Here is a 23,247-nt window from a genome sequence, read left to right as displayed (position 1 = left end):
CAGTGTAACAGCTTGGCAAGAAAATAGGATGACTTTCATTTGACAGGCCGTTCGGCATTCGCAACCACTCTGGCAGGCATTTTTTCTGCCAGACGTTGCTTTAACTTAGTTAGTTTAGCATGAACCGCAGGATCTGCGGTAATAGCATGATGTAACCAGCGATAACTCTGCTCAAAATCGGTAGGGCTACCCTGCCCTGCGACCAAGATTTCAGCTAAACGGATCTTGGCATTAAGATTGCCCACCGCAGCGGCTTCGCGCAAATAAATAATCGCTTTGTTTAGGTCTTTTTGCACAAAGCGGCCAATATGATAATAACGGCCAATTTGCTCTAAACCTTCTGGTAAGCCTTGTGCCGCAGCTTGTAACATAAAATCCCAGCCCCGCTCTACATCGCGCGGCACACAAACGCCGTAGGCTAACATGTCACCAAATAAAAACTGGTAAGATGGCAATTTCATAATATCGGCGCGGGCTTCAATATCGCGCACGAGCTGGCAATCATCGGCTTTCACCCGTTGTAAATGCGCATTACGCTTTATCAGCGTTAATAACTCATCTTGTGAATACAATTCGACTGCTTGCAACTCTTGTGCTTGAGCCGTGGTGTTCAGTAATAAGCCCACCAACAGTGTTCCAATCAATAACTTATGCATAGTGTCAATTAACCGTAATAGAGGCGGCAAAAATGCCTAAATGCTAATTATTAAGCAAAAATTAGACCAGCTCATAAAATCACCACCCTATGCAGCCTAGTACATCGCAAAAAATGCCATGTCAAAGCGACAGGGGCTGAGCGGCGAGCAAAAAAAACGCTACTCTAAGGTAGCGTTCTTCAATGCAAAACCAAGGCTTAATTGAAGGGATGCTTCAATACGATAGTTTGCACGCGATCCGGACCCGTTGAAATAATATCAATTGGCACACCGGTCAACTCTTCTAAGCGCGCAATGTAGTTACGGGCAGCTTGCGGTAATGCCGATAACTGCTGTACACCAAAGGTGCTTTCTGACCAGCCAGGCATTTCTTCTAATACCGGCGTTACCTGCTCATAACCTTCAGCAGCATAAGGAGGTGTTTGTAACACTGAACCATCGGGTTGGCGATAGCCGACACAGATTTTCACGGTTTCAAGGCCATCCATCACATCCAGCTTGGTTAAACAGAAACCTGAAATACTGTTTAACTGAACTGCACGGCGCACAGCAACGGCATCAAACCAACCACAACGACGTTTACGACCTGTAGTCGCACCAAACTCGTGGCCTTTAACACCAAGGTGTTCGCCGATGGCGCAATCTAACTCGGTTGGGAACGGACCTGAACCCACACGTGTCGTGTAAGCTTTCACAATACCCAGAACATAATCTAAGTAACGCGGGCCAAAACCACAACCCGTAGCAACACCGCCCGCCGTAGTATTAGAAGAAGTGACATAGGGATAAGTACCGTGATCAATGTCTAATAAAGTGCCTTGAGCACCTTCAAACATGATCTCATCACCATTTTTGCGCGCTTGATCTAATAACTCAGTCACATCAACAACCAGCGATTTTAATAAATCAGCCATGGCTAAGGCGTTATCTAAGGTGGTTTGATAATCAACCGCATCAACTTTGTAATATTCGGTCAGCGTAAAGTTATGCAGATCCATCACTGTTTTCAGCTTTTCAGCAAACAAAGTAGGATTGAACAAGTCACCGACTCGTAAACCGCGACGGGCAACTTTATCTTCGTAAGCTGGGCCAATACCGCGACCTGTAGTACCGATAGGTTTATCGCCACGCGCAACTTCGCGCGCCACATCTAAGGCAACATGAAATGGCAGAATAAGAGGACAAGCTTCACTGATTAACAAGCGCTCTTTAACCGGAACACCACGCTGCTCTAGCATGGTCATCTCTTTTAAAAAGGCTTCTGGCGATAACACCACACCATTACCAATGACACATTTTACGTTACTACGTAAAATACCTGACGGGATAAGATGTAATACAGTTTTTTCACCGTCTATCACCAAGGTATGACCGGCATTGTGGCCGCCCTGATAACGCACCACATAACTGGCTTTATCGGTTAATAAATCAACAATCTTACCTTTACCTTCGTCACCCCATTGAGTGCCGAGCACAACGACGTTTTTGGCCATGGTTCCCACATCACACAAAAAATTAGGCGTGAATTTTAGCAAATTGACTGACAAGTTTCAGCCGTCCAGACGAAAAAAAGGCCAAATTTTTATTTGGCCTGAATAACTTGTTTATTTACAGTGCTTTAAGGCATGATAAATCAAACTGCTCGAGATTTTGATACAGGGCAAAACCAAAACGTAGCCGATCCCCACGAAAATCTGTTTCAATTTTGTGCTGTTTTAGCAAACCTGCCAGCTCTGCTACCTGACTACTGCTGCCTAATCGAAATGTAAAAAAGTGGCCATGATGCGCCTGATTGTGCATAAGCAAGTGCTCACGATTTAATAGCGGATGCTGTAACTGATCTAGCAACTGTAAGAAGCCCTGCTGTAATTGCTGCACATAACGATGCATGCGTCCTACCGTAATACCTTGCTGCTTATAAAGCAGTAGCGCCGCTTCTAATCGGTACAAGGCCGTGAAGTCCATCGTGGCACCGGCAAAGCGATAACCATCTTCACTGTATAACACCAACGCCGATTTGTCGGCGGCTAAGGTGCCAAACTCGGCAAACCAACCGGTATAAAGCGGTCGTTGTTCACTGCCCGCAGGCACTGCCATAAAACAGCACCCCTCACCACCTTGCGCATATTTATAACTGCCTGAAATATAAAAAATCCGCTCAGCAATCGTAGATAAGTCTGTCGGCAAAGCCATAAAGCCGTGATAACCATCAATTGCAATCATCGCCTCAGTAACGGCAGCCAATTGCTTTACAAAGTGGCTCAAATCAGCAATCGCATAACCTGAATTAAAGAAGACCTGACTGCAAAACACCATATCGTGGCCACCTTTTGCGGCCGCCTCAATAAAGCGCTGCTCAAAGCTAGCAAAAGGTTCAGTGGCAATCACCTCGACTTCAACACTCTCCCACTCGGCTAAACGTTTAACTTGCCGTTGAAAGCTATAAAACTCGCTGTCAGTAGTCAGAATTTTTAAGGGTTTTTGCCAATCGAAACAACTGAGTAAACGCATCACTAATTCATGGGTGTTAGGTGCAAATACTAGTTGTTCGGGCAACGGCAAATTCAGTACATCGGCAATTAATTGCTGGGTATACGGGATCTTAGTACCAAAAATGTAATGCCATTTTTGGTCAACTAAGCGGGCACTGTCATCCCAATAAGCGAGGGTTGCAGCGCGGGTCACATCAGGCCAGTAATGATGTGAATGACAGGCAAAATGTTGAGTACCTTGGTTCGCTTGTAAAAAATGCGAAAAAAACTGTTGATACATAATTGACCCCTAACGTGTATAAACGCGCTGCCGCTTTAGTTGAACAAAAGGCCCTTTCGGGCCTTTAAATGTTACGCAATATGTGTGGCTAAAGTAGCACAGCCATTAGTTTTGCGGCTCTTCAGTACGCATGTATTTGAAGAACTCGTTATCTGGTTGCACAACCAGGATATCGCTCTTCGAATTAAAGCTATTCCGATAAGCCTCTAAACTACGTACAAAAGAATAGAACTCGGCATTCTTGTTGTACATATCTGCATAGACCTTCGCTGCGACTGCATCGCCTTCACCTCGCACTGAACGAGAATTACGTTCTGCATCCGCGATCATGACCGTGACACGCGCATCGACATCAGCACGAATGATTTCAGCTTGCTCACGACCACGAGCACGGTGCTCATCGGCTACCGCTTTACGCTCAGCGCGCATCCGCGCAAAGATCGAATCGCTGATTTCAGTCGGTAAGTTAATTTGCTTAACTCGCACATCGATGACTTCAATGCCTAATTCATTTGCTGCTTGCGCGGCTTGTGATAGTGCACTTTGCATTAACTGGGTACGTTCACCTGAAACGATCTCTTGGATCGTTCTGGCACCGAACTCAGTACGTAAGCCGTTATTGATGTACTGTTTTAACAACACTTCAGCTTGAGACTTTATGCCACCCGTAGATAAGAAATAAGCACCAAAATCTTTGATACGCCATTTCACATAGCTATCAACTAATAAGTCTTTTTTCTCTGCGGTAACAAAACGGTCAGCCTGATCATCCAAGGTTTGGATACGCGAATCTAACAACCGCACCACTTGAATAAAAGGAATTTTGAACTGTAAACCCGGTTCATAAACGCGCACCTGGTTTTCAGCATCACGTTGGATCTTACCGAATTGAATCACGATCGCACGCTCACCTTCAGGCACTACAAACAGCGCTGAAGTGGCAACGATACCAAGCACGACGGCAATGGCAATAATAAAATTCTTCATTGGCGCTTATCTCCCACTTCCGGTTCGAGGCGAACTAGCGCGACTGGTTTCAGGGAACACTGGCGCGGTCGACACATCTTGGCTATTGCGCGCAGGTAATGGCGTCACGGCTTTACCTTGCGTTGCAGCTGCACCTTGATTTATCAACTTATCTAGCGGCAGATACATCAGGTTGTTGCTGTTTTTAACATCAACCAAAATTTTAGAGGTATTCGAGTACACGTATTCCATGGTCTCTAAATACATCCGATCACGTGTAACCTTAGGTGCAGCGAGATACTGCGGCAGTAATTGTTCAAAGCGTGACACTTCACCTTGAGCCCGTAATACGATTTGTTGCTTGTATGCTTCAGCTTCTTGCATCACCCGATTGACCTGACCACGAGCACGCGGTTCAATCTCACGAGCATAAGCGGTTGCTTCTTGCACAAAACGCTCTTGATCTTCTTGCGCTTTAATCGCGTCATCGAAGGCGTCACGCACTTCTTCTGGCGGTCTAGCATCGCGGAAGTTAACATCTACTAAGGTTAAACCCATGTTGTAAGGGTCGATGATGCTTTCTAACTCGATCCGCGTATCTTGACGAACCACTTCACGACCACGCGTTAACACATCATCCATAATAGAGTGACCGATAACAAAACGTAGCGCCGCATCGGTGGCTTCGCGCAAACTACTGTCGGCATCAACCACAGAGAACAAGTATTGGCGAGCATTGAAGATACGATATTGCACTTCAAAGGTCACTCGAACCAAATTTTGATCTTGCGTTAGCATAAAGCCATCTGCACGTAATGAACGTACTTCTTGGGTGTTCACTGGTGTTACAGTATCAATAAAAGTAGGTTTCCAGTGAATACCCGCGCCCACTTCTTCATGATATTGGCCGAAGCGTAAAATCACACCACGTTCTGCATCTTTAATGGTGTAAAAACCACTTAAAGCCCAAACCGCAATCGCAACAATTAACACCACTATCATCAAGATAGAGCTGCCACCGCTACCTGCGTTGCCAGAGCCACCGCCTTTACCACCAAAAACTCCGCCTAGTTTTTTACCTAAATTGCGGAATACTTCATCTAAATCGGGCGGGCCTTGATCACGACCGCCTTGTTTCCAAGGGTCGTTATTCTTGCCGTTATTGCCCGGCTCGTTCCAAGCCATGCTTAACTCCATTACCGTAAGTTGTCATTAAGGGTTAATGTATCAAAAAAGTGTCTAGCTGACGATATAGTTTTCGAGTTGCTGCTCACTTTGTTTTAACAAACGAGCCCACTGTGCTGCCGACAGCTGAATTTTTAACTGGCAACGGCCATCACTCAAAAAGGTTTCCTCTAACACAGCTTGCAGTTGATAAAGCCGTGCTCGCCAATTACCCGCCTCTGGCGGTAATAATAAGGTTAATTGCAAATGTTGTTGCGACAATAACATCGCTAAAGCTTGCTCAAGTAAGTCGAGCCCCACGCCGGCTAATGCCGATAGATAAACGGCAACCGGTAAACCGTCATCGTTGTATTCTATACGGGGCTGCTGGCCTAATTGGTCAATTTTGTTGAAAACCAATAACTGTGGCACATCTGCTGCGTCAATTTCTTGCAACACCAATTGAACCTGACGCATATTCTCGTCGCGCCGAGCGTCTGCCGCATCAATCACGTGCAATTGAATATCAGCATCCCGTGTTTCTTGTAAGGTTGATTTAAACGCAGCCACCAGATCATGCGGTAAATGGCGGATAAATCCTACTGTGTCAGCCAGAATCGCTTCACCAAAATTCGGCAAGTTAATTTTACGTAAGGTAGGATCCAGTGTCGCAAAAAGCTGATCAGCAGCATACACACTGGCACTGGTTAGCCGATTAAACAGCGTCGACTTACCGGCATTGGTGTAACCTACAATCGACAGCACAGGTTGTTCAGAACGTTGTCTAGCCCGCCGCCCTTGCTCCCGCTGCCGTGACATTTTTTGCAAACGCTGTTTTAACGCTTTAACCCGCTCACGCAATAAGCGTCGATCGCTTTCAAGCTGCGTTTCACCCGGCCCGCGTAAACCAATACCACCCTTTTGCCGTTCGTTGTCAAAACCACGGATCAGACGCGAAGCAAGATGCTGTAATTGGGCCAGTTCGACTTGCAGCTTACCTTCGTAGGTGCGAGCCCGCTGCGCAAAAATATCGAGGATCAAGCTGGTGCGATCAATTACTCGAACCTGACAATGTCTTTCTAGGTTGCGAGTTTGGCCAGGCGACAGCTCGTGATTAAAAATCACCACAGTGGCCGCGAGTTCTTCTACCAGCGCAGCCAATTCATCTGCTTTGCCGGTGCCAATAAAAAACTTTGCATCTGGCGCAGGCCGATTGCTTGAGAGGATTTGCAAGGTGGCAACGCCCGCAGACGACACCAACATCTGCAATTCTTGCAAATCTTCAGTTGACGCTTCCTGCGGAAAATTAACGTGCACTAATACGGCTTGTTCTGCAAGCTCAGAGAGTTCAAACAAGCGCTGCTACTCCGCTAATTATTCCGTTTCCTCGTCGTCATCACCTTGGCTACCGTGAGCAACCATAGTGTTAACCGCACGAGCAGGTACAACGGTAGAAATAGCGTGTTTATACACCATCTGACTTACCGTGTTTTTCAGCAAAATGACGAATTGGTCAAATGATTCAACCTGACCCTGTAATTTAATCCCATTCACCAAATAAATTGATACAGGAATACGTTCCCGTCTTAAGGTGTTCAAAAATGGGTCTTGTAAAGATTGCCCCTTTGCCATGTCGCGCTTTCCTTTTTTATTAATTAGGCTTTATATTGGTATTATTATTTTTATTTCAAGTTGTTAAACCTGAAATATTTGCTGCCTCTGTTAGCTTAGCGAAGAAATGACAGCTTGCAAGTTTTCCTCAAGTTTCACTTCACTTTTTAACCAATGTAATTCTGGCCAACTGCGCAGCCAAGTTAATTGGCGCTTCGCTAATTGCCGCGTTGCAGCAATGCCTTGAGCTTCCATCTCCTGATAAGTAAGCTTTCCAGCGATATAATCCCACATTTGCCGATAACCAACGCATCTTATTGATGGTAAATCAGCGTGTAAATCTGTGCGCTGTGTTAACGCACGCACTTCCTGCTCAAAACCTTGCGCTAACATTTGCTCGAAGCGTAATGCTATACGTTGATGTAATACCGCACGATCGGTCGGCGCAATGGCAAATTGGTGCACTTTATACGGAAAAGGTTCAGGTTTTTCCGCAGTTAATTCCGTTAAGCTGCGCCCGGTTAAGCGATAAACTTCTAAAGCACGATTAATCCGCTGTGGATCATTCGGATGGATCCGTTGTGCGGCTGCAGGATCCACGGCTGCAAGCTGTTGATGCAAATAAGACCAGCCATGTTCGGCCGCTTCAGCTTCCAGTGTAGCACGAATGGCCTTGTCAGCAGCGGGTAGCTCCGAAATCCCTTGGAGTAAGGCTTTAAAATACAACATGGTACCGCCGACTAAAATCGGCACATTGCCACGCTGCTGGATCTGCGCAATCAACTGTAACGCATCAGCACGAAAATCGGCTGCAGAATAACTTTCTGCCGGATCGCGAATATCTAACAAAAAATGTGGGGCTTGCGCCAACTCTGCAGGGGTGGGCTTAGCCGTGCCAATATCCATACCGCGATAGACTAAAGCGCTGTCTACGCTAATCAGCTCTGCGTTAACCAGTTGTTGCTTTAAAGCGATAGCTAAAGCGGTTTTGCCCGACGCCGTGGGGCCCATTAAACAAATGACCGGTAAATCAGTGGGCATCGTTAGCCTTCCGTATTTGCAGCGTTGCCGCATCAAAACTGAGCGCCAGCGCCCGGCGTTGCGCTTTGCTCAGTGCTGCGGGATACACACCTAACAATAAATCGGCTTGTAAAAAGCCTTGGCGCAACAACACATCGAGTAATGCTTCGGCTAAGCCGTCAGTTTGCACAGTAATTAGTGTAGACAAAAACTCACCGAACCATTGGCCTATTGCCGTGTGTCTTAGCCAAATGGGCACTGCGCGAATAATCACCGTGCGATCTTTTAACAGTAAATCGAAACCTAAAGCCGAAAAGTTGTCAGCCGCCGCGAGCAAGGGTTCAAATTCAGCCGACGCCACGGTTAAGCGCACCGGTAATAATAATGGGGCACTTTGTACCTTTAACTGCCACTGAATAGCAATACTGGCGGGCAAATCAACCATAAATAATTGCTCAGCCTCCTGACAAAGTGCAAACCGATTCTCTAACAAAAAGTAATGCGGTGTAGGGCTGGCAACTTGCTCAGTCGCGGCTTGCAACGTTGCTGCCTGATAATTGATTTGCGCTCGTACTGAAGCCACAGCAGGTTTAGCAGCTACGCTGTCATGAACAGCACGCGCCGTGACACGGCCTTGTTGCGGCTGATACAACGGCGCTTTCGTATATCCCGTTGCAGCATGTCGCGTGGCATAAGCGGCTTGTGCCGCTGCTGAGTTTGGCTGCGGCGATGCGACCTGCGTTTGCGAAGTAGTCATGCTAGGTGATTCAGCCGCTAAAGCAGGCTTAGGCTCGCTGTCTTGCCCTTGCGTTAAGGCATCGGCTAAAGCACTCACCACAAAATCATGCACCAAACGTGCTTGATGAAAACGGACTTCGTGTTTAGCGGGGTGCACATTGACATCCACGTCGTTAGCCGGCAGCTCTAGATAAAGTACAAAAGCCGGTTGTAGTTCAGCGGCTAACCAGTCACCGTAGGCTTGTCGGATCGCATGATTTAACAATTTATCGCGCATCATACGACCATTCACATAACTGTATTGGCCGCTACTGACCGCTTGGCAGGCCATCGCCGGTAAAATCCAACCACTGAGTTTGATCTCACCATATTGATTTTCAATCCACAGTGCTTGCTCAGCAAAGTTACGACCACAGATCAGCGCTAAGCGTTTTTGCTTGGCCGCAGCCGTATCAGCAACCGGTAAACGACGCACCACTTGGCCGTTATGGCTCAGTTGCCATGCCACATCAAAACGACTTAAGGCTAAGCGTTTGATTAACTCATCAATATGCGTAAATTCGGTTTTATCGCTTCTTAAAAAACGCCGACGAGCTGGGGTGTTAAAAAATAAATCAACCACGTCGATGCTCGTGCCATCGGGATGGGCGGCAGGTCGCAATTCTACTGCCATATCGCGGCCTTCAGCACTGGCTTGCCAAGCAGCGGCTTGCTGCGCCGGTTTTGATGTGAGGGTTAAACGCGCCACTGAACTGATACTGGCTAGCGCTTCACCGCGAAAGCCTAAACTCTCAATCTGTTCCAGATCCGCTAAGCTGCTAATTTTACTGGTGGCATGTCGACTTAGCGCCAGCACTAATTCCGCTTCAGCGATGCCCACACCATTATCGCGGATCCGGATCAGCTTGCTGCCACCCTTTTCTAATTCAATATCTATTTGAGTGGCTTGCGCATCCAAACTGTTTTCAACCAATTCTTTTACGACGGAGGCGGGGCGTTCCACCACCTCACCAGCCGCAATTTGGTTAGCTAATTGCGCGGGTAATAATTGAATGGGCATATTAGGGGATCCGCAACACCTGACCAATGCGAATGCTGTCGTTACGCAGTTCGTTATGGCGGCGTAACTCGTCTAGTGACACATTATAACGCTGTGCTAATAACGATAAAGACTCCCCTGCTTGCACGCGGTGCTCTTTCGAACGACGCTGCGCAAATAACGAATCGGCTGGAGGCGATAACTCAAAGTGACGGCGCAAACCATTAAATAATGACTGCACTAATTTTTGCTGATGCGAACTACTGCGCAATAAACGCTCTTCTTGCGGGTTAGAAATAAAACCGACTTCAACTAAGATGGACGGAATATCCGGCGCGCGCAACACCCCTAAGCTAGCAGCTTGCGGCTCTTTTTTGTGGAGAGTCGTCACTTTGCCCAATTCAGACAAGACCTGGTTAGCCACTTGATGTGCCGTTACCATCGAATGATTCATTGATAAATCGAGTACCGTTTGCGCTAAATAGCGCTCATTGGCCGAGTCTTTAATCACTTCCGCAACACCGCCTAACAACTCACCGTGTCGCTCCGTTTGCTCTAGCATGCGACCGACCTCTGAGGTCGCTCGACGTAACGATAACACCCATACTGAAGCCCCTTTAGGCTGAGGTGAAGTAAAGGCGTCCGCGTGAATGGATACTAACAAATCTGCTTGCATACGCCGCGCAATATCAGTGCGGCTATTCACATGCACATAGTAATCACCGGTCCGCACCATGGTGGCTTTCATACCGGGCTCACGGTTAATGGTTTCCAGTAATTGCTTGGCAATAGGCAGGGTTAAGTTTTTTTCATAAATGCCGCTGGGGCCAATGGAACCGGGGTCTTCACCACCGTGTCCGGCATCGATAGCAATGATGATATCGCGAGCGGCACGCACCGTCGCAGGAATCGCCTGGCGACTACTGGCGGTGTTTGCGCTGCTGTTCGTCACAGGGCGAGTCTCAACCGGCGCGCTACTGGCACTGCTGCTACTGGCTTTACTATCGGGTAAATCCACCACCAAACGATGGCCATAAGGCGGTGTCGGGGTCAGTGCAAAAATCGTCGGTTTAACTGCGCTGCTTAAATCGAGCACAATGCGCATGGTGTTTTTAGTGCCACTGCTGCGAATATCTCGGATCAGCGGGGCTTCACCGCTGATCGCTGGCAGTGTGGTCGCGCCCGTGACGCGACTTAAGTCAATGACTAAGCGTTCTGGGTTTTCTAAGGTGAAATATTTATATTCTGGGGCAGCAGCCAAATCAAATACCACGCGGGTATTGTCTGGCGAGGGCCAAATACGAATATTCTGCACCTGATTACTGGCAAACGCCACCGCACTTTGCAGTAACAGACAATACAAGATGAGATGAGCAAGCAGCGCGTTAGTTTTTTTCATTATCCGTCAATGCTGTCAATAAAGTTTGAACATGTGCGTTATGCGCCGTGATAACCAAATGACGCGAAGTGGCATCCAGCGAAAAAGCCAGCGTTAAATCAGGTTCAGGCAAACAGCCAAAACCACGTTCAGGCCATTCAATTAAACATAGGCTATCAGCATTAAAATAATCTCTGATCCCCATAAATTCCAGTTCTTCTGCATCATGTAACCGATACAAATCAAAATGATAAACTTGTAGGCCTAGCAAATCATAGGGTTCAACTAAGGTATAAGTTGGGCTTTTTACTTTACCCGAGTGGCCTAAGCTTTGAATTAAACCTCGAGAAAAAGTGGTTTTGCCCGCGCCTAAAGGCCCTTGCAGAAACAGAACTAAACCACCGTGCAGTTGCGCCGCCAGTTTTGCCGCGAACGCTGCCGTTTGCGCTTCGCTATCAATTTGTACCTTAAGTTCTACCACAGTAATAACTCAACACCCATCTTTAATTGCCGTTGGCTATGTTAACAAACTTGTAGGGCATGCAGGAAGAAAAACCGCTCAAGCGTGTGGTCAGACTGAGTAAATTGCTTCAAGTTCCCGCTAGTTAGCCACTTATAGCCATCGAGGTGAAGTCTAAATGCCAAAAGACCACTGACAATTTATGTTAAAGTAGCGCCTAGAAAAGCGCGATATGACAAATACAGAGTTCAGTATGGAAAAACAGCAGCTAGCAGATCAAATTAAACAATGGGCCGCTGAATTAGGTTTTCAGGCCTGTGGTATTACTAAACCTGACTTAGCTGAGCATGAAGCGCACTTACAGCAATGGTTAGACGCTGGCTTCCATGGTGAAATGCATTATATGGCGCAACACGGCATGTTGCGTGCCAGACCCACTGAATTACAACCCGGTACGCTCAGTGTCATTAGCGTACGCCTAGATTATTTACCGCAGCAAGCAGGTTTTGCCACTAACTTAGCCGATCCTAACTTGGCCTATATCAGCCGTTATGCGCTGGGGCGAGATTATCATAAATTAATGCGCCAACGTTTAAAGCAACTGGGCCAGAAGATTGCCACACTCAGTGCTGAATTAGCCGGCCGCCCTTTTGTCGACTCGGCACCCATTTTAGAACGGCCTTTAGCACAAAAAGCCGGTATAGGCTGGGTTGGCAAGCATAGCTTGGTGTTAGCCGAGCAAGCCGGTTCGTGGTTTTTCCTTGGCGAATTACTGGTGAATCTCGATTTGCCCATCGACACGCCACACAACGGCGATTGCGGTAGCTGCGTGGCTTGCATAACCAGTTGCCCAACTGGTGCCATAGTGGCGCCTTATGTTGTTGATGCCCGCCGCTGTATCTCGTATCTCACTATTGAATTAGCCGATGCGATCCCTGAACAGTTTCGAGCGCAAATCGGCAATCGTATTTATGGCTGTGATGATTGCCAATTAGTCTGCCCGATAAATCGAGCCGCGCCATTGAGTCAGGAAAGCGATTTTCAACGTCGTCCACACTGGCAAGATCAGTCACTGTTAGCACTTTTTCAATGGGATGAGGCGACCTTTTTGCAGTTAACCGAAGGCAGCGCCATTAGGCGGATTGGCTTTGAACGCTGGCTACGAAACATTGCCGTTGCGCTGGGCAATGCGCCTTATGACCCTGCTATTAGTGAGATATTACAGCAACGGTTGGCTGACGCCAGTGAGTTAGTAAAAGAGCATATTCGCTGGGCGCTAGCACAGCAAAAACAAAAAAGCTGGCAACAAGCCAATTTATTACCAAGAAGTACCGAACGTTTAGTACGGATTATTCAGAAGGGTCTGCCGCGAGATAGTTAAACTGATTAACAGGCCGCTCTGCTCGTCGTGCTGCCGCCTGCTCGACAATTTCCGTTTTTCGTTGCTCATTAGCCTGATGCCATTCGGTAATTTCAGCCAATAAACGGCCACATCCCAAACAGCAGTCGTGTTGGTCTAGACAGCAGTTTCTAACACATGGGGAGAGCGCCATTGCAAATCCTTAGCACTGTGTCTCAACATAACATTTTGCTAAGAATTGTTGTCTAAAAAAAGATATTTGGCAATATCGCAGATTCAGAAAAGCGAAAAGCAGCCACTAGGGCTGCTTTTCTAATTTGGAGCGAGTTACGAGATTCGAACTCGTGACCTCGACCTTGGCAAGGTAGCGCTCTACCAACTGAGCTAAACTCGCATCATGCTTGCAACCGAAGTTGCTTACTGATGGCGCGCATTTTACAAAACTGGCCAATCGATGCAAGCATTTTTTTAAGGAATTCGAAAAAAATGTGTGCGATAGGTCACTAATTCAGCAATTGACTCACGAATGTCGTCCATCGCCAAGTGGCTGTTGGTTTTTTGTACGTGTTTAATCACTTCAGGCGCCCAGCGTTTCGCTAACTCTTTTATCGTGCTGACATCGACATTTCGATAATGAAAGAAGCTTTCGAACTCAGGCGCATATTCTGCCAAAAAACGCCGGTCTTGCCCTATACTATTGCCACACATCGGCGATTTACCCGGGCTAACATAGCGACTTAAAAAGGCCAGTGTTTGCTCAACCGCGTCGGCTAGCGTGACGTCACTGGCACGACAACGAGCCGTTAAGCCACTCTTACCGTGTTGCTCAACACACCAAGGGTTCATATTCGCCAACACATCATCCGCGGTTTTAATGGCAAAGACCGGACCTTCGGCTAAGATATTTAACTCGCTGTCCGTCACAATAGTGGCCATCTCTAAAATAACATCGGTTTTTGGTTCCAGCCCCGTCATTTCTAAATCAAGCCAAACCAAGTTGCTATCATTCACTGTCATAATTATTCAGTACCTTTCTGAAGTGAGTGGGCTGAAACGTTTGCTGCTTTGTTACAACCCAGATTGCAGGTATGATACACGTCCTAAGCTTAACAGTAATAGCATCCTTTACAGAAAAACGGTAACCAGTGACCAAGAAAAAACATCTAACACAGCGCCAGCACGATCGAATTGCCAAAAATGAGCAGCGACGTTTACAACGTAATGCTAAAAAAGGTGCCGTCGACTGGGATGAACAACTCTTATTAGCGCCTGAGCCAGGTTTGGTACTCAGTCGCTTTGGTCAGCATGCCGACGTTGAAGATGCCCAAGGTAAGGTGATCCGTTGCAGTATGCGGCGCACCATCAGTTCGGTGGTTACGGGCGACACCGTAATATGGCGGCGCAGCACCCAGGCTACTGGCAGTATTGATGGCGTGATTGAAGCAGTCGAAGAACGCCGTTCGGTTTTGTTACGTCCTGATTTCTATGACGGCCTAAAACCTGTGGCAGCCAATATTGACCTGATGATTATTGTCTCTGCCATTCTTCCGGCATTGTCTTTTAATATTATTGACCGCTATTTAGTCGCGGCAGAGATGACCGGCATTAAACCCTTGCTCGTCATTAATAAAGCCGATTTACTCGATGAGACCGCGCAAGCAGAATTAGAACAGCAACTTGCACTTTATCGCCAACTCAATTACACCTGTTTGCTATTAAGCGCCAACAGCGGCCAGGGTATGAGTACACTGCAAGAGTATATTCACAGTGGTACCAGTATTTTTGTTGGTCAATCTGGCGTGGGTAAGTCGTCGTTGATGAATGCATTGATGCCAGGTTTGGCGGCAGTAACGCGTGAAGTGTCAACGCTTTCAGGGCTGGGACAGCACACTACAACCGTATCGCGGTTATATCATTTGCCAGAAGGTGGTGAACTGATCGACTCGCCAGGGATCCGCGAATTTGCTTTATGGCACTTATCACCTGAAGAAGTAACGCAAGGTTTTATTGAATTTCGACCTTGGCTGGGGCGCTGTAAATTCCGCGACTGTAAACATATCACAGACCCCGGCTGCGCCATTCAACATGCCGTAGCTGAAAACGCGATCAGCCAAGAACGTTACGACAGTTATTTAAAAATCCTGACCAGCATGACGCAGGATAAACCGAATCATTTTTAATTTTAAGAGTATCGACCCGCTATGGATAAACTAAAAATCACCCTGCAATATATGCTACCAAAGCATTTAATTTCCCGCTTAGTGGGTAAATTGGCCGCTGCCCGTTTAGGCTTTATCAGCCATGCGCTGATTAAACTGTTTATCAAAGCCTATAACATCAACATGCAGGAAGCTAAATTTGAACGCGCCAGTGACTATGCCAGTTTTAATGAGTTTTTTACTCGGCCGTTAAAAGACGGTATTCGCCCGCTGGACAGCGATCCGGCGATTATCGCCCATCCAGTGGACGGCGCCATTAGCCAGCTGGGTGAAATTGTCTCAGGCCAACTGGTGCAAGCTAAAAACCATAACTACAGCTTACAAAGCTTATTAGGGGGTAAAGAACAAACCGCCGCGCCTTTCTTAGGTGGTGAATTTGCGACCATTTACTTAGCACCGAAAGACTATCACCGTATTCATATGCCGGTAACTGGCGTATTACGTGAAATGATCTACGTGCCCGGCGAGTTGTTTTCGGTTAATCCATTAACGGCTGAAAACGTGCCTGATTTATTTGCCCGTAACGAACGCGTGGTAACGATTTTTGATACCGAGTTTGGCCCAATGGCCTTGGTATTAGTCGGTGCTACGATCGTTGCTAGCATTGAAACCGTCTGGGCCGGTACCGTCACGCCACCAGCGGGCAGCAGTATTTTCCGTTGGAATTATCCGGCGAGCGGTTTAAACAGTGTTCGTTTAGAAAAAGGCGCCGAAATGGGCCGCTTTAAACTCGGCTCAACGGTTATCTTAGCTTTCCCTGCTGGCAAAGTTGCATTTTTAGCCGATCAGCAACCCGGCACCGTCACTCGCATGGGTACGCCATTTGCTAACATAACCTAAACAGTCATACCTGAGCAGGATATACGGATGTCCTGCTCTTCTCTTCTTTCTCGTCACAACGCCCTTTTTCACTGCCTCCTCAGCTAAACCTCTCTAATCTTGGCTATTTACTTTCAGTTGCCCCGTCAAGCTGATGAAAAAAATCCGCAACCGGCCCTTTATCTGCAGTAAACTAAGTAAAAAGAGTTTTTAAGGAATGAGTATGCAAATCATCGCGCATCGTGGTGCCAGTGGTGAGTATCCAGAAAATACACTATTGGCGATTGAGCAAGCGATAGCTCAAGGCGCAGATGCTATTGAGATAGATGTGTTTGCACTGCAAGGTGAGTTGATCGTTATCCATGATCATCATGTGGCACGCACCACGAATGGGCAAGGCAGCTTATATCAGTTTTCTTTAGCCCAATTACAGCAGCTTGATGCCGGGCGCGGTGAGCGCGTACCGACACTGTGGCAAGTATTACAACAATTACAGCCATCTAAAGTCTGGTTAAATATTGAGTTAAAAGGCGCAGATACTGCCGAACCCTTAGTTAAGTTACTGCAGCGCGCCGAGCAAGAATTGGCTTTCGATTGCCAACGCTTGCTGATTTCTTCGTTTAATCACCATTTACTGCATACCATTAAACGCACGCAACCTAGTTTAAAACTGGGGGCGTTAACGGCCAGCTTACCGCTTGATTATGCGGCTTTTGCAGAGCAACTAGGGGCTTACTCGGTGCATTGTGATGTTAGCTTTACTAACCAAGCGTTTGTCGATGACGCCAAAACCCGTGGCTTAAAAGTCTATGTGTATACCGTGGATCAAGCCGATGATATTGCGCGGCTGCAGCACTATGGCGTAGATGGGATCTTTAGCAATTATCCGGCGCGCAGCCGACAGCGCCTTTCAGCGTCAAACTAAACGGCGCAAAAAGCAGTAAATCGTCAGAAACAAAAATCCCGCCGTAGCGGGATTTTAAAGATGCGTTTGCAGAATTAAGACGGTTGATGTTCGTCTTCGCAGCTATTGCAACTGTTACATAAGCGCATATTCATAACATGCGCTGACACCACTAAGGTGGCACCGACAATCAAAATAAGGTGTTCGTATTCGCTACCCCAAGCACCACGTTGCCAATAAATAAAACCACCTAAAAACAACGCATAAAATGGGTAAAGTTTACGATGATAACGATGAAAACCCACAAATAACGTGAAGAAACCTAAGGCCATGGTCAGCAGTAACACTATGCCTTCAAACGCATGGTTGTGGCCGGCAGTTAAACCTAACAAAGGTAGGATAGGCAGAATGACAGGTAGCATAATGCAATGAATGGCACATAACGATGTGACCATTATTCCTACCTTATCAAACAACACTCTCGCTTTGGCAATCACTGCGATATCCTTAAAACACGAAATCATATAAAAGATATAGTATAACAAAACATTTTATAATGGAATGGCTCGGCACAAATTATCTCTGTTTTGGACTCTGCTACCACAGCCTTTATGGCATAATAGCTCGCTAATTTTAATGATTTGAAAAGATGCGTTATGGATACTCTACTGGAACAACTGGATGACAATCTAAAAGAGCTTTATCGTAAAGCCCTCGATGCCGATGCACTGCTAGAGCAATTGCAACAAGAGGGTAAGGCTAATCATCAGGCGGTATTTGCTAAAGAAGCAGGATTTAGTGCGCAAAGTAATCGTTTTATGCCTTACTTAGCTGAAACTGCAGAACACATCGCGGCGATGCGGCAAAGCCAGCAATTCAATACCGCAACTTTAGAGCGTGTGGTTCGACAACTCAAACTGTTACACAAAACCTTGGCTGAGTTTCGACACATCATCAAATAACAAAAAAGGGGTAACCGCTTAGCCGTTACCCCTTTCACACATGGTTTGTGATTGACTACCGATACCGGTACTAGTCATTCAAAGCAGGCTTTACCGTTTTCTTAAACCAGTCTTCCAGCATTTTATGCTCAAATTCAAATTCTTTACGCGAATTGGCTCGGCCTAAGCGCTGCAAAAAGCCCATATCACGCTCCTTTACCTCGCCACTTAACACCGTCTGACCACTGGCATCGAGTAATTGGTGTGTAAAGCGAATAGCAGGCGAATGAATATCTTTAACAATGCGTAAAGCTTGACCGGCTGGCCCAGCAAAATAGTCAACATCACCCGCTAAATCAATATCGGTTACCGTGACTTGCCATTTATATCCGGCTGGCATTTCTGCGGCCAACTCGTTAAAGGAGTCAGTAAATGCCGCGACCACTCTTTCAGAATAGCGACTACGGGTATCATTAGTCGGCCTTACATCAGTAAAACCTTTGGGATCATCAAAGTTTAGTGTTAGCTCGGCTGCTGCGACACTAAGCCCTGACCACGCTAGCAGCGTCATTGCTAATATACTGTTACGCATTTTAACCTCCTCGAATAACTGATGAGTTATTACAACATTTAAAAGGTATAGGCTAAGTTAGCTTTATGCAAGCTGAACACAGCAACTGACAAACGGTATGCTGTTGCTTAACCGCATAAAATGGCCACACAAACTGACACTCCGCCTAAATAAAAGCGCTTCTCTTCATTCGAGCAAGCGTATCGCTCTGTAATTAGGCCACACTTTGACATGGTTACAGCCTCTTTCAAAGTTGGCTGCCAACACCTGACTTTACTTAATTACTATGCCACAGCGCTGCTAAGCACTAAATAATTCACCATCTGATGATCAAGTGAAAAGGATGGCCGAGCATATCCATGCAAAACACTATCCGATGCCAATACCTGTAATACCTACCAGCAAGCAAGAAAAAGAACAACTGTATTCACAGCGCGATGTGGCCAGTACGCTATTGCTGCGAGTGAATATAAAGTGTTGTCACTTTAAGGTGCTTTACGTTCAACCATGATCAACGGGTTGATCACCAACGAGTATACTGCGGAGCCTTTGCTAAGTAGCGACTAACCGCTTTGCCAATCAAGGTGATGCCATCACCGCCATTCACCGTGTTCCCCGCGCTGATGTTCATTACCCAGCAAGCACTGCCTGATGCAGGCTTGCGAGGTTACGCCTACTTACTTTTTAACAATAAAAGTACCGGCTTCTACTTCAGCCAATGTGGGTAATGCAGCCATTGCACCAATAGTGGCACAGACCAAACCACTCACTTTACCGGCAAAAGCCACGAAATCGGCAATTTGCTCACGATAAAAATGGTCGCCAGCCGCCGTTTTCGACATCTTAAACAATACCGCACCAATAAAAGAGTCACCCGCCCCTGTGGTGTCGATGGCGGTTATTTCATAAGCTGGCACTAAAGTCTGCTGCCCCAGATGTGAAATTAAACAGCCTTTAGGGCCCAAAGTAACCAGTACAATCTTCACGCCTAAATCATGAAAGTACTGACAGCCTTTTTGCATATCGGTTTCATTACTTAACAACACTAATTCGTCATCGCTTACTTTAACGATATCGGCCAGCGCAAAATAGTGCTCGCACTTAGCTTTGAATTCTTCTTCACGGTTTTGCCAAAGGCCAATTCTAAAATTGGGATCAAAACAAATGATATTACCCTTACGTTTAGCGGCAGTGGCCAAACGTAAATAACTGGCGCTAAGTTCGCCACCCAGTAAAGCCGTGGCTGAACCTAAATGTACAATGGCATCATCGGTTAATTGCTCAATTGCTGCATCGCTCAGGCACAGTTGCTCATCGGCACCGCGGTTAAACGCAAATTCACGCTCACCGTTATCCGCTAATGACACAAAAGCAAAAGTGGTCGACATCGGTAATGTCGACACAAAATCCGTGTTCACATGATAAGCTTTAATTTCTTCAGTTAAATACTGACCATAAGGATCGTTACCCACGGCCGCTACCAACGAAACATCCGCACCTAATTTACCAATACAGGCCGCCACATTCGCCGGCGCACCACCTGATTTTTTCACGTAATTTACGCCGTTAACTAAGCCTGCGTTCGTATCTGTACAAACAAAGTCAATTAACATTTCGCCGATGCACACAACTTTCATTTCGCTTCCTTTTATTAGGTTATTTACTGGATGCTTCGTTACAATTCAATTTAAACATCAATAAGTTAGATTTTTAGCTCGACTTTTTCCTACTGCGCCACAAGGCGTTTATTATAACAGAAGCCGTACAAAATTACGGCGAAAAACAGCATAAATATAATAGCGTTCAGCATTTTGAGTGTGGTGTAAAAAGAGCCAATAACCGTGATGTTTTAAGCAAAACCTCAGCTTAAAACACCTGCATTTAGGACTAAATGGGCAGGCTAAATGGGCCGAAAACACAAGAAAACAAAACCTATTTAGGGCAATACAATGGTTTTCATACAGATAATTAGCAGCTAAATGGAAAACCATATCAAGCGTGATGTAAATTTAAATCATTACAATGCGACTTAAAGCAGTGAATTTACCGATAAAAAAACCCGTAAAGCAGCGCTTTACGGGTTTTTAACACATCGAAAAAAGATGCTTGGGCAGATGTCGGGTAAGGAACAAGCATTACTGCTTGTCCCTCCCCTAAGAACCGTACGTGCGAGTTTCCCTGCATACGGCTCAAGCCTTTATAAGTCAGTACCTAAGTACCGACCAGCGACGTGAAAACCGATTGACCAACTGAAGTAAACACACTATCTTATTCCAGTTTCGACGATCTTAATCCCTTGTTGGAGGAAGTGGCGGACTCGGGCCATATCCGTTTCTTAGCCTGATGATGTTTTCAAGACAAGCTGAAAAGCTAGTTAGATAACACCTCGCCGGGTACTTCCGCGGGAAACCGTGAATTTTACCCAAACTTCAACCCCAACCTGTAAGGAGCTAAGATGAAAATCGAGTTGAAAGTCGAAATAGACCCAGTTTTAATCATCATCGTGCTGAAAATTGTTATGATGTTGCTGTAACTGTAAGTCGGTGGCGGGGGCAGAGGCGCCCCTCAGCCATTCCAAAACCTAAACAACATTATCAATAACACCTACAGCAAGTTTCCTTTTTTAATTAACTCAAGTAGTGTCGTTACCAGTTAAGTATTTTCCAGTGTCAGACGAAAAATAATATTGCCGTCAGTGACGCTAGTTGCAGTCAAACCACTTAGTTCAGCCACATATTTAGCATTTGAACCCGCCGTATAAACTTCTGAACCATCTATTCGATAGATAAGTTTTCCGCCTTTACGCACAAATTCATCACAGTCAACAACTCCTTCTTCTCCACCAGCAAAATACACGTGATACCGCGAGCCTTCTTTGAAAATGTTATTCATACAAACAATATCCCTATTTTGTTAAACACATCTCAATCTAGCACACTACTATGCAATTGCCTGTGACAATTAGGGTGCAACAACACTAAGTTATCCATTTCATCACTGCCACCTTTCACCCTTTCCACAATATGATGAATATTCCATCCTGTTTCTTTGGTGATCTTGTGACGGCAAATAGGACAACATTTCTGCTGTCTGAGCCAAAGTATCAGCAACCTACGTTGACCTTGCATTGAGTCACGCCAAGCTCGCTCTAGGCGCTGCTCAAAGTATTCCTCAAACGCCAAGTCATAGGGATTAGCTTCTCCTTTGATCTTAGTGTGTCGCTTTATCGCAGTATCATTGGTGTATACCAGCCGTTTAGTAAAGCCATCGACTGTCATACCTGAAAACACCCAATTTCGTGGACCTGCTGTTTTAAAGTATTTAGCTTTAATCCAGCGTTTCTGACGATTTTGATGTCGCCTACGGCACCACTGCCAGAGTAGTTTCCAAACCCGATAATCCACGTAGTTAAAAGTCTCCTTCGCCACAATGTGGCTATGGTAGTTAGCCCATCCTCGAAGAACAGGATTAAGCAGGCTTATCAGCGTTGCCGCCTTTACCGTCTTGTTACTTTTAACAATATCGCGAACCTTCTGAAGCATATTACGCAAGTTCTTACGGCTCGGCTTTATCAGCAATTTGCCATTGTATTTACGTACGTTTTGCCCCAGAAAATCAAACCCTTCATCAATATGCGTTAACACCGTTTTTTCTGGCGATAGCGTTAACCCGCGTTCGGCCATAAAGGCTTCTACCACAGGTTTAACTTCGTTGACCAACAGCTCTTTCGAGATACCAGTGATAATGAAGTCATCCGCATAGCGCACATAATTGACCTTGGTCTTGTAGCTGGCTTTGGTGTTCTTCTTCCCAAAATGGGATTCAAGCACTGCTTCCAAACCATCAAGTGCCATATTGGCCAATACAGGAGAAATAATTCCTCCTTGAGGCGTTCCCGCATCCGTTGGGTTTAACCTACCGGACTCCATAAAGCCTGCTTTCAACCATCGACTGAGCACTTGTTTGTCCAAAGGTATATTGGCAAGTAACCAATCATGGCTGATATTATCGAAGCACCCTTTGATATCGCCTTCCAGCACCCACTCCGAGGAGCTTTTACGACTCAGATTGACAAAACATTGCTCAATCGCATCGTGGGTTGAACGCATAGGACGAAATCCGTAGCTATTTCGATCGGCGGTTGTTTCCGACACTGGCTCCAAAGCTAGCAGATATAGCGCCTGCATAGCCCTATCGAGCATGGTTGGAATACCTAAAGGCCGACGTTTACCGTTAGCTTTAGGGATATAAATCCGCCTTAACGGTTTTGGCTTGTAGCCTTGCCGTTTCAATCGAAATACCGCCTGCCACTTAGTTTCAGGTGTACTCCATAACTCCCCATCGACACCGGGCGTCCTTTTGCCTCGGTTCTCAGTTACTCGTTTGACTGCCATTACTTTGCCAGCAAACGAGCGTACCAACATACGTTGCAAAGCCTTAACCTTGCGCCATTGTTGTTGCTTAGTCGCCTTCGCGATCCGTACTTGTAGCTCTCGCACCTGACGTTCAGCGGCATACCAATCAATGGTGTGCCAGCTGTTCGCTGGATGGGAGAACGCAGGTACAACTAATGCTGCACTCATCTTGCTTTTCTCCTGTTATCAATTGATCTAACAGAAAAAAAAGACA

General features: G+C 46.3%; 23 protein-coding genes and 1 tRNA gene. 5 read left to right on the top strand and 19 right to left on the bottom strand.

Annotated elements, in window-relative coordinates:
• Window positions 1-35: 35 nt before the first annotated feature.
• From JAO78_RS01145 to tsaE, 11 genes are all read right to left on the bottom strand, one after another.
• On the bottom strand, window positions 36-656 hold the full coding sequence (locus JAO78_RS01145; protein WP_226749516.1) for a tetratricopeptide repeat protein: 621 nt from the start codon (window positions 654-656) through the stop codon (window positions 36-38).
• A gap of 197 nt (window positions 657-853) precedes the next feature.
• Complete coding sequence (locus JAO78_RS01140; protein WP_226749515.1) at window positions 854-2,149, bottom strand: adenylosuccinate synthase; 1,296 nt, start codon at window positions 2,147-2,149, stop codon at window positions 854-856.
• A gap of 115 nt (window positions 2,150-2,264) precedes the next feature.
• A complete protein-coding gene (locus JAO78_RS01135; protein ID WP_226749514.1) occupies window positions 2,265-3,428 on the bottom strand; it encodes an aminotransferase class V-fold PLP-dependent enzyme in 1,164 nt (387 codons plus the stop codon).
• Between the two features lie 105 nt (window positions 3,429-3,533).
• Window positions 3,534-4,415 carry a protease modulator HflC gene (gene hflC, locus JAO78_RS01130; protein ID WP_226749513.1) on the bottom strand — a complete coding sequence of 294 codons (882 nt, stop codon included), beginning with the start codon at window positions 4,413-4,415 and terminating at the stop codon, window positions 3,534-3,536.
• A 6-nt stretch (window positions 4,416-4,421) separates the two neighbouring features.
• Window positions 4,422-5,579, bottom strand: a complete 1,158-nt coding sequence (gene hflK, locus JAO78_RS01125; protein WP_226749512.1) for an FtsH protease activity modulator HflK — start codon at window positions 5,577-5,579, stop codon at window positions 4,422-4,424.
• Window positions 5,580-5,633: 54 nt separating this feature from the next.
• Window positions 5,634-6,914: a ribosome rescue GTPase HflX gene (gene hflX / locus JAO78_RS01120; RefSeq protein ID WP_226749511.1), complete on the bottom strand. Its 1,281-nt coding sequence runs from the start codon at window positions 6,912-6,914 to the stop codon at window positions 5,634-5,636.
• Between the two features lie 18 nt (window positions 6,915-6,932).
• The gene (gene hfq, locus JAO78_RS01115; protein WP_226749510.1) at window positions 6,933-7,190 is read right to left on the bottom strand and encodes an RNA chaperone Hfq; all 258 of its coding nucleotides are present in this window, start codon (window positions 7,188-7,190) and stop codon (window positions 6,933-6,935) included.
• A 90-nt stretch (window positions 7,191-7,280) separates the two neighbouring features.
• Entirely contained in the window at window positions 7,281-8,210 is a 930-nt protein-coding gene (gene miaA / locus JAO78_RS01110) for a tRNA (adenosine(37)-N6)-dimethylallyltransferase MiaA (protein ID WP_226749509.1), read from the bottom strand.
• Entirely contained in the window at window positions 8,200-9,987 is a 1,788-nt protein-coding gene (mutL, locus tag JAO78_RS01105; RefSeq protein WP_226749508.1) for a DNA mismatch repair endonuclease MutL, read from the bottom strand. The genes miaA and mutL overlap by 11 nt, the downstream gene beginning before the upstream one ends.
• A gap of 1 nt (window position 9,988) precedes the next feature.
• On the bottom strand, window positions 9,989-11,365 hold the full coding sequence (locus tag JAO78_RS01100) for an N-acetylmuramoyl-L-alanine amidase (RefSeq protein ID WP_226749507.1): 1,377 nt from the start codon (window positions 11,363-11,365) through the stop codon (window positions 9,989-9,991).
• Window positions 11,352-11,825, bottom strand: a complete 474-nt coding sequence (gene tsaE, locus JAO78_RS01095; protein ID WP_226749506.1) for a tRNA (adenosine(37)-N6)-threonylcarbamoyltransferase complex ATPase subunit type 1 TsaE — start codon at window positions 11,823-11,825, stop codon at window positions 11,352-11,354. Before tsaE ends, JAO78_RS01100 begins: the two co-directional genes overlap by 14 nt.
• A 232-nt stretch (window positions 11,826-12,057) precedes the next feature.
• Here tsaE and queG point away from each other — a divergent pair, with 232 nt between their 5' ends.
• On the top strand, window positions 12,058-13,185 hold the full coding sequence (gene queG / locus JAO78_RS01090) for a tRNA epoxyqueuosine(34) reductase QueG (protein WP_226749505.1): 1,128 nt from the start codon (window positions 12,058-12,060) through the stop codon (window positions 13,183-13,185).
• On the opposite strand, the gene JAO78_RS01085 is transcribed toward queG, so the two are convergent.
• The 3 genes from JAO78_RS01085 to orn all read right to left on the bottom strand — a co-directional run bounded on the left by JAO78_RS01085 (window position 13,154) and on the right by orn (window position 14,181).
• Window positions 13,154-13,357, bottom strand: a complete 204-nt coding sequence (locus tag JAO78_RS01085; protein WP_226749504.1) for a DUF1289 domain-containing protein — start codon at window positions 13,355-13,357, stop codon at window positions 13,154-13,156. The genes queG and JAO78_RS01085 overlap by 32 nt on opposite strands.
• A 125-nt stretch (window positions 13,358-13,482) precedes the next feature.
• Window positions 13,483-13,558 (bottom strand) — tRNA-Gly (locus JAO78_RS01080).
• A gap of 74 nt (window positions 13,559-13,632) precedes the next feature.
• Window positions 13,633-14,181 carry an oligoribonuclease gene (gene orn / locus JAO78_RS01075; RefSeq protein ID WP_226749503.1) on the bottom strand — a complete coding sequence of 183 codons (549 nt, stop codon included), beginning with the start codon at window positions 14,179-14,181 and terminating at the stop codon, window positions 13,633-13,635.
• A gap of 128 nt (window positions 14,182-14,309) precedes the next feature.
• On the opposite strand from orn, the gene rsgA reads away from it, so the two are divergent.
• From rsgA to JAO78_RS01060, 3 genes are all read left to right on the top strand, one after another.
• Entirely contained in the window at window positions 14,310-15,344 is a 1,035-nt protein-coding gene (gene rsgA / locus JAO78_RS01070; protein WP_226749502.1) for a small ribosomal subunit biogenesis GTPase RsgA, read from the top strand.
• A gap of 21 nt (window positions 15,345-15,365) precedes the next feature.
• Window positions 15,366-16,223: an archaetidylserine decarboxylase gene (asd, locus tag JAO78_RS01065; protein ID WP_226749501.1), complete on the top strand. Its 858-nt coding sequence runs from the start codon at window positions 15,366-15,368 to the stop codon at window positions 16,221-16,223.
• Window positions 16,224-16,425: 202 nt separating this feature from the next.
• Entirely contained in the window at window positions 16,426-17,127 is a 702-nt protein-coding gene (locus JAO78_RS01060; RefSeq protein WP_226749500.1) for a glycerophosphodiester phosphodiesterase, read from the top strand.
• 74 nt (window positions 17,128-17,201) lie between these two features.
• Here JAO78_RS01060 and JAO78_RS01055 read toward each other — a convergent pair whose 3' ends face one another.
• Window positions 17,202-17,630 (bottom strand): MerC domain-containing protein, encoded by a 429-nt coding sequence (locus JAO78_RS01055; protein ID WP_255654319.1) that lies wholly within the window; start codon window positions 17,628-17,630, stop codon window positions 17,202-17,204.
• A 132-nt stretch (window positions 17,631-17,762) separates the two neighbouring features.
• On the opposite strand from JAO78_RS01055, the gene JAO78_RS01050 reads away from it, so the two are divergent.
• Entirely contained in the window at window positions 17,763-18,068 is a 306-nt protein-coding gene (locus JAO78_RS01050) for a primosomal replication protein PriC (RefSeq protein WP_226749498.1), read from the top strand.
• Window positions 18,069-18,138: 70 nt separating this feature from the next.
• Here the strand turns inward: JAO78_RS01050 and JAO78_RS01045 are convergent, their stop codons facing one another.
• The 4 genes from JAO78_RS01045 to ltrA form a co-directional block, all read right to left on the bottom strand.
• Window positions 18,139-18,639 carry a DUF3016 domain-containing protein gene (locus tag JAO78_RS01045; RefSeq protein WP_226749497.1) on the bottom strand — a complete coding sequence of 167 codons (501 nt, stop codon included), beginning with the start codon at window positions 18,637-18,639 and terminating at the stop codon, window positions 18,139-18,141.
• A gap of 656 nt (window positions 18,640-19,295) precedes the next feature.
• Entirely contained in the window at window positions 19,296-20,255 is a 960-nt protein-coding gene (locus JAO78_RS01035; protein ID WP_226749496.1) for a carbohydrate kinase family protein, read from the bottom strand.
• Between the two features lie 1,015 nt (window positions 20,256-21,270).
• Window positions 21,271-21,510, bottom strand: a complete 240-nt coding sequence (locus tag JAO78_RS01030) for a hypothetical protein (protein WP_226749495.1) — start codon at window positions 21,508-21,510, stop codon at window positions 21,271-21,273.
• Window positions 21,511-21,542: 32 nt separating this feature from the next.
• Window positions 21,543-23,201 (bottom strand): group II intron reverse transcriptase/maturase, encoded by a 1,659-nt coding sequence (gene ltrA, locus JAO78_RS01025; protein WP_226749494.1) that lies wholly within the window; start codon window positions 23,199-23,201, stop codon window positions 21,543-21,545.
• Window positions 23,202-23,247: the final 46 nt, after the last annotated feature.

The sequence above is a fragment of the Alishewanella maricola genome (genome assembly GCF_016343785.1).
GTDB classification, from domain to species: Bacteria; Pseudomonadota; Gammaproteobacteria; order Enterobacterales; family Alteromonadaceae; genus Alishewanella; species Alishewanella maricola.
Note: the sequence above shows the minus strand (reverse complement) of the source record. Positions and strands in the feature narration are given on the sequence as shown.